At 33.0% G+C, this 12,868-nt stretch carries 11 protein-coding genes; 10 read left to right on the forward strand and 1 reads right to left on the reverse strand.

What is annotated here, in order from left to right:
- Positions 1 to 385 precede the first annotated feature (385 nt).
- Positions 386 to 1,447 carry a glycosyltransferase family 4 protein gene (locus BTM19_RS07930; RefSeq protein ID WP_029377678.1) on the forward strand — a complete coding sequence of 354 codons (1,062 nt, stop codon included), beginning with the start codon at positions 386 to 388 and terminating at the stop codon, positions 1,445 to 1,447.
- A 118-nt stretch (positions 1,448 to 1,565) separates the two neighbouring features.
- On the opposite strand, the gene BTM19_RS07935 is transcribed toward BTM19_RS07930, so the two are convergent.
- On the reverse strand, positions 1,566 to 2,207 hold the full coding sequence (locus BTM19_RS07935) for a YigZ family protein (RefSeq protein ID WP_038678138.1): 642 nt from the start codon (positions 2,205 to 2,207) through the stop codon (positions 1,566 to 1,568).
- A gap of 164 nt (positions 2,208 to 2,371) precedes the next feature.
- Here BTM19_RS07935 and fakB1 point away from each other — a divergent pair, with 164 nt between their 5' ends.
- From fakB1 to BTM19_RS07980, 9 genes are all read left to right on the forward strand, one after another.
- Positions 2,372 to 3,235, forward strand: a complete 864-nt coding sequence (gene fakB1, locus BTM19_RS07940) for a fatty acid kinase binding subunit FakB1 (protein ID WP_029377676.1) — start codon at positions 2,372 to 2,374, stop codon at positions 3,233 to 3,235.
- A 169-nt stretch (positions 3,236 to 3,404) separates the two neighbouring features.
- The gene (locus BTM19_RS07945; RefSeq protein ID WP_228064925.1) at positions 3,405 to 4,589 is read left to right on the forward strand and encodes a DEAD/DEAH box helicase family protein; all 1,185 of its coding nucleotides are present in this window, start codon (positions 3,405 to 3,407) and stop codon (positions 4,587 to 4,589) included.
- Positions 4,582 to 5,253, forward strand: coding sequence for a ComF family protein (locus BTM19_RS07950; protein WP_058626002.1), 672 nt, complete (start codon positions 4,582 to 4,584; stop codon positions 5,251 to 5,253). Before BTM19_RS07945 ends, BTM19_RS07950 begins: the two co-directional genes overlap by 8 nt.
- Positions 5,254 to 5,319: 66 nt before the next feature.
- Positions 5,320 to 5,886: a ribosome hibernation-promoting factor, HPF/YfiA family gene (hpf, locus tag BTM19_RS07955; protein WP_029377674.1), complete on the forward strand. Its 567-nt coding sequence runs from the start codon at positions 5,320 to 5,322 to the stop codon at positions 5,884 to 5,886.
- Positions 5,887 to 6,171: 285 nt separating this feature from the next.
- Positions 6,172 to 8,703 (forward strand): preprotein translocase subunit SecA, encoded by a 2,532-nt coding sequence (gene secA, locus BTM19_RS07960; RefSeq protein WP_058626003.1) that lies wholly within the window; start codon positions 6,172 to 6,174, stop codon positions 8,701 to 8,703.
- 220 nt (positions 8,704 to 8,923) lie between these two features.
- A protein-coding gene (prfB, locus tag BTM19_RS07965) for a peptide chain release factor 2 (RefSeq protein WP_099265805.1) occupies positions 8,924 to 10,040 on the forward strand; the annotation gives its coding sequence in 2 pieces (ribosomal slippage) (positions 8,924 to 8,995 and positions 8,997 to 10,040; 1,116 coding nt in all).
- 472 nt (positions 10,041 to 10,512) lie between these two features.
- On the forward strand, positions 10,513 to 11,463 hold the full coding sequence (locus BTM19_RS07970) for a COG3942 and LysM peptidoglycan-binding domain-containing protein (RefSeq protein WP_038678146.1): 951 nt from the start codon (positions 10,513 to 10,515) through the stop codon (positions 11,461 to 11,463).
- 315 nt (positions 11,464 to 11,778) lie between these two features.
- Entirely contained in the window at positions 11,779 to 12,420 is a 642-nt protein-coding gene (locus BTM19_RS07975) for a YfbR-like 5'-deoxynucleotidase (RefSeq protein ID WP_029377670.1), read from the forward strand.
- 5 nt (positions 12,421 to 12,425) lie between these two features.
- Positions 12,426 to 12,656 (forward strand): CsbA family protein, encoded by a 231-nt coding sequence (locus BTM19_RS07980; RefSeq protein ID WP_017722498.1) that lies wholly within the window; start codon positions 12,426 to 12,428, stop codon positions 12,654 to 12,656.
- The last annotated feature ends 212 nt before the right edge of the window (positions 12,657 to 12,868 follow it).

Here is a 12,868-nt window from a genome sequence, read left to right on the forward strand (position 1 = left end):
TTAATTAACACTTAGTAATTGTAAGTGAAAACTTACAATTTGTCATCTTTATGAAAATAGAAATTTATAACATTCACTTAACATTCGTGTTAAAATGATTTTTTGAGTGAATACATATAACGATTCACTTTGAAATTTAAATATTTAAGAAATAATCATAAGACTTATTAATTATCGCATTTCGAGTTGTATAAGTAAAAGTGTATAGGGTATTATAGAATTATGTAATATATCAGACTATACAACAATTGTAATTAATTTTTTAAATTTACATAAGCGGATAAATAAGATGATGATTAGCTTACAATTAATTTAAATAATTATTTTTAACTTAGAATTTTGAAATCAAAAAATAAAATAGAATTATATTAATGAAGGTGAACTGATGTATACATTATTATTAATCATTTTTTCAATGATTGTCAGTTTGATACTTACACCAATAGTTATAAAGGTTTCACATAAATTAGGGATTGTGGATCAACCGAATTTTAGAAAGGTACATACTAAACCTATATCCGTACTTGGTGGAACTGTAATACTCATATCATTTTTAGTAGGGATATGGCTTGGACATCCTATAGAAACGGAAGTTAAACCTCTGGTTATTGGGTCAGTGTTAATCTACTTGGTGGGACTCATAGATGATATTTATGATTTGAAACCAATAATTAAATTATTAGGACAAGTAATTGCAGCACTTGTTGTTGTTTATTATGGTGTGACTATTGATTTTATTTCTTTACCTATTGGGCCGACGATTCATTTTGGTATACTAGGCATACCGATTACAGTTATTTGGATTGTGGCAATTACTAATGCGATTAATTTAATAGATGGACTAGATGGTTTAGCATCTGGTGTTTCAATGATTGCATTAATGACGATAGGTTTTATCGCCATCTTACAAGCAAATATATTCATTATGATGATTTGTAGTGTTTTAATTGGAGCGCTTCTAGGATTCTTATTCTTTAATTTCCATCCAGCAAAAATCTTTTTAGGCGATAGTGGTGCTTTGCTTGTCGGTTTTATCGTAGGTTTCTTATCGTTGCTCGGATTTAAAAATATTACCTTTGTATCATTATTCTTCCCGATTGTTATTTTAGCTGTACCATTTATTGATACGCTCTTTGCTATGATTCGTCGTGTGAAGAAAGGTCAGCATATTATGCAAGCTGATAAATCTCATCTACATCATAAATTTTTAGAACTTGGCTATTCACATCGTCAAACTGTACTATTGATATATTCTATAGCAATACTATTTAGTCTTGCTAGTATAATTTTATATCTATCTCAACCGTGGGGCGTACTCATGATGTTTATTTTGATTTTAATCACAATTGAACTTATCGTAGAATTTACGGGATTGATTGATGATGATTATAGACCATTATTAAAATTAATTGAAAATAAAGAACAGCATGACGATTATCACAAGTAACAATCTGAAAATTGGTCATAGTAATACAAAGGCACCTCCATATTATTGGAGGTGTATTTTTTTATGCTTAAAATTTAAGACAATATATTAATCGAAAGTTAATTTAATGACTCAAACGTTAATTTGTAGGAATATCGAAAGGCAGACGAACTGTCTCGCCCTCAATTAAATTATAATTACCTGAAGTAGTGCGATTTAAAAATGTTAGAAAGATATCGTAATCGGAAGTTACAACATCAATATGATAACTCACTTTGTCCGTGTAGTTTTGCTCGCGCAATAAGAAAGGTGTGCTTTCTAACTCGTATTCAAACTTGCCTGTTAAATCATAACCTATAGTTACAGTAGTAGGTATAGCAGGGCGTAAAGCGACACGTCCGATATCAAATATGACATCCCTCACAGCGCCACTATAAGCGCGTATTAAGCCGCCACCGCCTAATTTAATTCCACCGAAGTAACGTGTAACCACGACGCATGCATTGTGGATTTCAAGCTTTTTTAGAATTTCTAACATTGGTACGCCGGCTGTACCACTTGGTTCACCGTCATCATTTGCTTTTTGAATGTTCATTTGATCACCAATTGTGTATGCCGAACAGTTATGATTAGCTTCTTTATGTTTTGCTTTGACAGCTGCAATAAAATCTTTTGCTTCATCTTCTGATTCAACAGGTTTAATATGCGCTATAAAACGCGACTTACTAATTATATTTTCAATCGTATGTTCTTGTTTAATTGTTTTGATTGTGTCATCCATTTATAGTCACCTCGAGTATGTATTATACGTTTAGTCATTTTCAGTGAATCAGTTATTAACTCATATTATACACTGTATTGAATTATAGATTAAATGTTAAAATAAATTTTCTTTTAAGCAAAAGTAAGGTATTATAGTTGTGAGTATAATTGAGGAGGATTATGATGAAAATCGCTGTCTTGACAGATTCAACGAGTTATCTATCTCAAACATTAATTGAAAAATATAATATAAAAGTAGCCCCATTAAGTGTCACTTTTGATTCTGGAGAAAATTTTGTTGAGAATGCAACAATATCAACGGATGAATTTTATAAACGCATGAAAACATCTGATACTATTCCAACAACTAGCCAACCCGCGATTGGAGATTTTTTGGAGAATTTCGAGCAACTACGTGAAGAAGGTTATACAGATATTATTTGTGTATTTTTATCTGGAGGTATTAGTGGTTGTTATCAAACAGCTACTCAAGCTGGAGAAATGGTAGAAGGTATCAATGTTCATACATTCGATTCAAAATTAGCTGCAATGGTTGAAGGTGCATATGTACTCAAGGCCATTGAAATGATTGAACAAGACTATGAACCACAAGCAATCATTGAAGAGTTATATGCGATGCGAGAAGATACTGGTGCGGTTTTAATGGTGGATGACTTAAAAAATCTGCAAAAAAGTGGACGAATCACAGGTGCACAGGCATGGATTGGTACAATGCTGAAAATGAAGCCAGTATTGAAATTTGAAGATGGTAAAATAGTACCTGACGAGAAAGTAAGAACAAAAAAACGCGCATTACGTAAAATGATTGATAAAGTTATTGCAGAAGTAAAAGATTTTGATGAAGCAACATTATTTGTTATCGAGGGCGACATCGCGGAAGACTCAGATTGGATTCAACATGAGTTAGAAGAAAAATATGCGCAATATCCAGTCTATCGTTCTAGTTTCGGACCTGTAATTGCAGCTCATCTAGGCTCAGGTGGAATTGGATTAGGTTATGTAGGGCGTAATATTCGTACAAAATAATATTTTTATAATAAAGACATGTTTGGCTTTGTTGCCACATGTCTTTATTTGGAGGTAAAGAGCGATAAAATATTATGGTAGATTAATTTTAGATAAATCACTTTTAACAAATGAAACGATAAGTCATGTATCAAAAGGTGTAATTATAAAAAAGAATAAGTGGTATTGTATGCAATGTCATACTAATCAACCAAGCCATTACTATAAATATTATTCAGAAGTTTTAAATAAGTATATCGTTTATTGTAGAAACTGTATTAATTTAGGAAGAATGGACAGTGTTCACTCTGTTTTCATCACAGCATCACAAAATTGCGTTTCGTCGGGCACATTTCAATTGCAATTTAACCTTTCGGAACAACAGAGCTATGCATCAAATGAAATTTTAGCTGCTACAAAGGCATTTCGTTCAAAGTTATTATATGCAGTGACAGGTGCAGGAAAGACGGAGATGATATTTGAAGCTATTCAATATGCACGTAGTCAAGGATTTAATGTTGCCGTTGTTTCTCCTAGAGTGGATGTAGTTATCGAGGTGAGCATGAGAATTGCAGAAGCCTTTCAGCAAGAAGATATTGATGTTTTATACCAAGGGCATGGACAAAAATATAATGGACATTTCATCGTAGCAACAATAAATCAGTTATATCGTTTCAAAAGGCATTTTAATTTAATTATTGTTGATGAAGTAGATGCTTTTCCTTTAGACATAGACCCTTCTTTATTTGAAGCGGTTAAACACGCTTCAAATAAACATTGTTCTCATATTTATATGACTGCTACGCCATCGAAAAACTTACTCCAAAGATTGAATTATATTGATGTGATTGTCTTACCTGCACGTTTTCATAGACACTCCCTTCCGATACCTCATTTTAAATACTTCAACTTAAAACCTCACCAAATACAAAGAAAACTCTTTAGTATTTTAAGAAAGCAAATTACTAATCAACGTTATACACTCGTATTTTTTAACAATATTCAATTAATGAAAGAAACTTATAACCAATACAAAACTCGGTTCAAGTCAATAACTTATGTGCACAGTGATGATGTTTATCGCTTGGAAAAAGTAAAAGACTTAAGAAATGGAAAGTATCATATTGTGTTTACGACTACAATATTAGAACGCGGTTTTACGATGGCTAATTTAGACGTTATAGTGTGCAATAGTAATAACTTTTCAACCAATGCATTGATTCAAATAGCTGGGAGAGTTGGACGCAAGAGAGAAGACCCCAGTGGACTTGTTTTGTTTTTGCATGAAGGTATCACATTTAAAATGTTACAGGCACGTAAAAACATTAAACGTATGAATCAATTGGCTCGTGAAAAAGGGTGGATAGATGACTAAATGTATACAGTGCCAAACAATATATAATGAACCGTTTAATGCTAAAACATTCTATAAAAAAACGTCAAAGTTCTGTGATAGTTGTTTAGGTCTGTGGGAAAAGGCTAAGCTGTCATCAGAAAATCGGTGCCAGCGATGTTTGAAACGATTAGATATAAATGAAACAGCTTGCTTAGACTGTAAGTATTTGGCGTCAAAATTTAAACTAATGCATCAACTTTACTGTAATTACCAATATCAAGGTATTGTAAAACAATTATTACATGAATATAAATTTATGAAAGATGTGGCACTTGCTGAAGTATTAGCAGCACAAATGCAACTGCCTAAAATGAAATACGATTATGTCATACCTATACCGTCATCGAGAGAAAGAGATCAGGCACGTACATTTAATCCTGTGACGTGTGTCTTAGATCATATGAATGTAGCGTATGAATCTCTATTAATAGCAAAAGTGAGACCGAAACAATCCGTATTAAATAAATTACATCGTGCGGAGCTGACCAATCCATTTGAAATTGTGCGAAACATAGATTTGGAAAACAAAAATATTTTACTTGTAGATGATATATATACTACAGGATTAACAGTTCATAATGCATTAGCAACACTACTTATTAGAAAAATCAGAAAATTCGATGTGTTTACGTTTGCACGATAACATAAAAGTGGTATTATAAGAGTAAGCAATATTACCAATATAGAGGTTTTAAAGGAGTCGATTATTATGATCAGATTTGAAATTCACGGGGAGAACCTCACTATTACTGATGCGATTCGCAACTATATTGAGGAGAAAATTGGTAAACTAGAACGTTATTTTAACGATGTGCCAAATGCAACTGCACACGTTAAAGTAAAAACGTACCAAAACTCAGCTACTAAAATAGAAGTAACTATTCCATTGAAAAATGTTACTTTACGAGCTGAAGAACGTAACGATGACTTGTATGCAGGCATTGATTTAATTAATAGCAAACTAGAAAGACAAGTTAGAAAATACAAAACACGCGTAAATCGTAGAAATAGAAACCGTGGTGAGCAAGAAGCATTTGCATCACTACCAGAAGAAAATGAAGCAGTAGAAATTCAAAATGACGATTCTGAAAATGAAATCGAAATTATTCGTGCTAAAAATTTCAGCTTGAAACCAATGGATTCAGAAGAAGCAGTATTACAAATGGACCTATTAGGACATGATTTCTTCATTTTTACAGATCGTGAAACAGATGGAACAAGCATTGTTTACAAAAGAAAAGATGGTAAATATGGGCTAATTGAAACAACTGAATAACATTTTAATTTAGTTTCATATTAAATAACAGTAGCGTTCATGATTGTGTTAAATCGTGGACGCTCATTTTTTGCTATGTTACTATAAAATAATTTGAAAGTTATACATGAAATTGTGTATATTTTTAGTGAACAGGGTTTCGAAGACGAATTAAAAAATAACTAAGTTTATGTTTGATGTCACAATCAACATATATATTGAAGTCTATAAGTGTAAATTTAAGCTTATTAATGATAATATAAGTTGTTGTAAGCTAAGAGTTATTAAGCTAAAGGAGCGAACAAAATGGGTTTTTTATCAAAAATTGCAGATGGCAATAAAAAAGAAATAAAACGCCTTGGTAAATTAGCCGACAAAGTCCTTGCATTAGAAGAGGATATGTCGATATTAACTGATGAAGAAATTAAAGGGAAAACAAAAGCATTTCAAGAACAATTACAAGCTGAAGAAGATATAAAAAAACAAAATAAAATACTAGATGATATTTTACCAGAAGCTTTTGCAATCGTACGAGAAGGTTCGAAACGCGTGTTCAACATGATTCCATACAAAGTACAAGTTATGGGTGGTATCGCAATTCATGGTGGCGATATTTCAGAAATGAGAACTGGTGAAGGTAAAACATTAACAGCAACGATGCCAGTTTATCTAAATGCTTTAACAGGGCGTGGCGTACACGTAATTACGGTCAATGAATACTTATCTAGTGTTCAAAGCCAAGAAATGGCTGAATTATATGAGTTTCTTGGATTATCTGTTGGCTTAAATTTAAATAGTAAGACAACAAATGAAAAGAGAGAAGCCTATGCATGTGATATTACTTATAGTACAAACAATGAGCTAGGTTTTGACTACTTACGTGATAACATGGTGAATTATGCAGAAGAGCGTGTTATGAGACCGTTAAACTTTGCTATTATTGATGAGGTTGACTCTATCTTAATCGATGAAGCACGTACACCATTAATAATTTCAGGTGAAGCAGAGAAATCTACTTCCCTTTATACACAAGCAAATGTTTTCGCAAAAATGCTAAAAAGTGAAGATGACTATAACTTTGATGAGAAAACAAAAGCAGTTCAATTAACAGAACAAGGTATCGATAAAGCTGAACGTATGTTTAAAATTGATAACCTATATGATGTGAAAAACGTCGATATTATTAGTCACATTAATACTGCATTACGCGCTCATGTAACATTACAACGAGATGTAGATTACATGGTCAATGACGGCGAGGTGCTTATTGTCGATCAGTTTACAGGTCGTACAATGCCGGGACGTCGATTCTCTGAAGGGCTACATCAAGCTATTGAAGCCAAAGAAGGCGTAAAAATTCAAAATGAATCTAAGACAATGGCATCTATTACATTCCAAAACTATTTTAGAATGTATAATAAATTATCAGGTATGACGGGTACTGCAAAAACGGAAGAAGAAGAGTTTAGAAATATATACAACATGACTGTGACTCAAATACCTACAAATAAACCGATTCAACGTATAGATAAACCCGATTTGATATACATTAGTCAAAAAGGTAAGTTCGATGCAGTAGTTGAAGATGTTATTGAAAAGCATAAGCAAGGTCAGCCTGTACTTTTAGGTACCGTGGCAGTGGAGACCAGTGAGTACATCTCTAACTTATTGAAGAAAAATGGCGTACGTCATGATGTATTAAATGCTAAAAATCACGAACGTGAAGCAGATATTGTTGCCAATGCTGGCCAACGTGGCGCTGTTACGATTGCTACGAATATGGCAGGTCGTGGTACAGATATTAAACTAGGTGCAGGCGTTGAAGAAATAGGTGGACTCGCAGTGATTGGTACGGAAAGACACGAATCTCGTCGTATCGATGACCAATTACGTGGTCGTTCTGGTCGTCAAGGTGATAAAGGTGATAGTCGTTTCTATTTATCACTTCAAGATGAATTGATGGTGCGTTTCGGCTCAGAGCGTTTACAAAATATGATGAATCGCTTAGGTATGGATGATTCTACACCAATTGAGTCTAAGATGGTTTCACGTGCAGTGGAATCTGCACAAAAACGTGTTGAGGGTAATAACTTCGATGCGCGTAAACGTGTTCTTGAATTTGATGATGTATTACGTAAGCAACGTGAGATTATTTATAGTGAGCGTAATAATATTATTGATAGTGATACAAGTGGTGATTTAGTCGATCAAATGCTGCATTCAACATTAGAGAGAAGTGTTCACTATCACGTGAATGAAGAAGTAGACGAACCTGATTATGAACCATTCATTAATTATGTCGATGATGTATTTTTAAATGAAGGCGACTTAAAAGTTGAAGACATTAAAGGGAAAGATAAAGAAGACATTATTGAAATCGTTTGGAATAAAGTTGAAGTAGCGTTAAAAGACCAAAAAGAAAAGATTGGTACGCAATTTGACGAATTTGAACGTATGATACTACTTCGCTCTATTGATACACATTGGACTGACCATATCGATACGATGGATCAACTTAGACAAGGTATACATTTACGTTCCTATGGTCAACAAAATCCGTTGCGTGATTATCAAAATGAAGGTCATCAATTGTTTGATACAATGATGGAAAATATTGAAGAAGACGTAAGTAAATATATTCTTAAATCAGTTGTTTCAGTTGAAGATGACGTAGAAAGAGACAAAGCTACTGACTTTGGTAAAGCTGAACACGTTTCTGCAGAAGATGGCAAAGAAAAAGCTAAATCGTCACCATATGTTAAAGATGAACATATTGGTAGAAATGACCCTTGCCCTTGTGGTAGTGGTAAGAAATATAAAAACTGTCACGGTGCGTAACACATGTGATTATAAATTAAACCGGGAGCTTTGATAGTCGTATCATTAACTTCCGGTTTTATTTTTGTTCTACAACATTACAGGTAAACGGAGGAGATTAAGTGTAAAGTTGAAATGTTAACCGCGAGTTATGTAGAATAGTGATATTGGATAAAATAAATAAGATGAATAAGTATGTTTTGTAAGTACTTCATTTAAATGATAATAGGAGAGATGCAAAATGGAATTATCAGAAATCAAGCGAAATATTGATGCTTATAGAGAAAGATTAGAACAACTTAGGGGGTCTCTTTGACTTAGAAGAAAAAGAGACGAATATTAAGGAATTCGAAGAGATGATGACAGATCCTACTTTTTGGGATAATCAAGATAAAGCGCAAGAGGTAATTGATAAGAACAATGCTTTGAAATCAATTGTGAATGCTTATAGATCACTTGAATCAACTCTGGAAGACATGGACACCACAAGAGCATTACTATTAGAAGAAAATGATGACACAATGAAACAAGAATTGGAAGAAGACGTTCATACGTTTGAAAGCCAGTTAGATAACTTCGAGTTACAATTATTGTTAGATGGTCCATATGACACGAACGATGCAATTATGGAGTTACATCCAGGTGCAGGTGGTACCGAATCACAAGATTGGACTAACATGTTATTAAGAATGTACCAGCGTTACTGTGAGCAAAAAGGGTTTAAGGTAGAAATTGCTGATTATTTACCTGGAGATGAGGCTGGAGTTAAAAGTGTAACGATAATCGTAAAAGGTCATAATGCTTATGGTTATTTAAAAGCTGAAAAGGGAGTGCACCGACTTGTTAGAATTTCTCCATTTGATTCTTCAGGTCGTAGACATACATCATTTGCATCATGTGATGTAATCCCACAATTTAATAATACCGAGATAGCAATTGAAGTTAATCAAGATGATATTACAATTGATACTTTTAGAGCATCAGGTGCAGGTGGACAACACATCAATAAAACTGAATCAGCTATCCGAATAACTCACCATCCAACTGGTATAGTTGTAAATAACCAAAACGAACGTTCTCAAATTAAAAACAGAGAAGCTGCTATGAAGACTTTGAAATCTAAGTTATATCAATTAAAAATTGAAGAACAAGAACAAGAAATGGCAGAAATTAGAGGAGAACAAAAAGATATAGGCTGGGGTAGTCAAATAAGATCTTATGTATTCCACCCATATGCCATGGTTAAAGATCATCGTACTAATGCTGAAACTGGTAAGGTTGATGCGGTTATGGATGGAGACATTAGTTCGTTTATAGAAGCATATTTACGCAGTCAGATGGACCATAGCGAAAAATAAGCATGAATGTAATTAAATATATGATATAAAGTAGCAAGCTGAAGCTTACTATGTATAGAGGGGATGTGATAGCGATTAAATTTAACATGTTGATTGCTATTTCATCCCTTATTTTTTTGGATTTTTTAGTGAATGTTAAGAAAAGATATGCGAACTTTAACAAATGGATAGGCAGTCTATTCGTTAAATAGAGTGAAAATATATAATTATATATTTTAATGTCTTTAAAACTTTAATAGTTGGATGTAAAATGCATTTTTTAATATTACATAGTCTGATACTCGCAGAATAATAATCTTTATTCAAACATAGTTTTATCAAGGGATTAGACGAGAATTAAACGATATAAAATTATTCGTTAAAATTGAAAATTGACTGTTGTATTACAGTATAATAACAAACACATATGGCTATGGAGGATATGCTATATTATTCTTGATTAAAATTAAGAAAGTAAAGGATGAAATATGTAATGAAGAAAGGCTTAACATTTTCTATAACTACGGCAGCAATGTTTTTTGGTATAAATGGTATAGCATCAGCAGACCAAATCCATACAGTAAAGGAAAATGCTAAATTAACAGATATAGCTCAAGCATTTGCAACATCAACTAATGAAATTCAAAATTTAAATCAAATAGATGATAGAGAATATGTACAAGCAGGGGAAAGATTAGTATTACCAGACAATGATATTGTAGAAGTAAAAGGTGGTGATTCCGTTCAAAGTATTGCAACTGCACATCAACTGACAGTTGAGCAACTTAACCAGTTGAACCCAAATATAGGCGAAATCATATATCCTGGTCAGCTTATCGCAGTTTCTGAAAAAGGTTCAGCACATTTAAACAATCAATTACAGCAAATGTTTAATGAGCAAATCCAAGGACAAAGCAATACCTCTAATAGTAATTACAATGAAGCAATTAGTGAACAGTCAATACCACATCGTGCTACAACATCAACTAACGTGACGTCTGTGGTACCGCAAACCTGGTCAAATGTTAACACACAAGATGCAGGTGGAGATAATCAACATGTGTATGTCGATGGTAATGCGGAAGACACAAAACACTATAGCCCAGTACAACAAGCTTCAAATGGCAATAACTATTACACATGGGGACAGTGTACATATTACGCTTTCGATAGACGCCAGCAATTAGGAAAATCAGTTGGTAATTTATGGGGAAATGCGAATAATTGGGCTTCAGCAGCTCGCCAAAATGGATATCAAGTAAACCACACGCCAGAAGTTGGCGCTATTTTCCAAAGTAATGCTGGTAGCTATGGTCATGTAGGTGTAGTGGAACGTAAAAATTCAGATGGATCGATTCTTGTGTCAGAAATGAACTGGCAAGGAGTAGGACAAAAATCCTATAGAACGGTACATAACACAGGACAATATAATTACATTCATTAGCTAATACTATAGCTTTCAGTTGGATTGAGAATAAATAGGTTGATATCTTCTTTTGTGACATAATGAGTAGAATCACGAACAATATTTATATAATAAAATTAAGGCTGAAGAAGTGACTAACTAACCTGAAAGTTGTGTTTAAGGGAGTGGGACAATGATTTCATTGTCTCACTCCTTTATTATATTAATTAAAGAAGTGTGTTTATAATACAAATAAATAATTATTTTTAAGGATATTGGTAAGACATTTTATTTGTTGAGTGATATTATAAAAACAAGTATAATGATTCATTAAATAAACTAGGAGGCGATGTCATGGGAGTACATCAATATTTTAAACGCTTGTCTGATTTAGAAAAATTAATTAGATTGCCAGGTAAATTTAAGTATTTCGAGCATAACGTCGCTGCCCACTCATTCAAAGTGACTAAAATAGCTCAATATTTAGGTACAGTTGAAGAGTATCATGGGAATGAAGTGGATTGGAAAAGCTTATATGAAAAGGCATTAAACCACGATTTTGCAGAAATATTTACAGGAGATATCAAAACACCTGTAAAGTATGCTAGTGGAGAATTAAAGAAATTATTCTCACAAGTAGAAGAGGAAATGGTGGATCATTTTATAAATGAAGAGATTCCAGAACCATATCAAGCTATCTATAGAGAAAGGCTACAAGAAGGTAAGGACGATTCTTTAGAAGGCCAATTACTTTCGGTAGCCGATAAAATAGATTTATTGTATGAAACATTTGGAGAAATTCAAAAACGTAATCCAGAACAACTATTCTTTGAAATATATGAAATGTCATTAGAGACAATCATGCAATTTGATCACCTTAGCTCAGTTCAGGATTTCATAGAAAATATCATCCCTGAAATGCTAACGGAAAAGTTCATTCCAAAATCTGAATTACGAGAAACAACCATGGCTATTCTAAATAATAGGAATGGGTGAATTGAATGATTTGGTATGCGCTTGCGGCCTTTTTTCCTTGTATATTTGTTGTGTTGTTTAGTGTATTAACGAGAAGTAAATGGGTAGGAACAATTCTGACATTAGTTATTATAGGTGCATCTGTACAAAAAGGATTCTTCCATAGTGAATGGATTATTTTTATAGATGTAGTGTCTATGTTGGCAGGATATCTCATTATTGATCAATTAGAATTGCACAAAAAAGAAGACGATTGAAAAAGTAAGTGTTGAGCAACCTAATTGCTATAATTTAATAATCGCTTTATAATTATATGGCTTAAGATAATCAAGAATATGATTATAATGTTAATTTATGCAAACATGGTAGAGTGACTATGTTTGTTTTTTTATTTATATAGAACAAGTTTAATTAAAACGAACAAATGTTTGCTTTCGTGTTTGCTAATCTGTTAAAATATGTATCGAGT

The organism is Staphylococcus xylosus (assembly GCF_002732165.1).
GTDB lineage: Bacteria > Bacillota > Bacilli > Staphylococcales > Staphylococcaceae > Staphylococcus > Staphylococcus xylosus.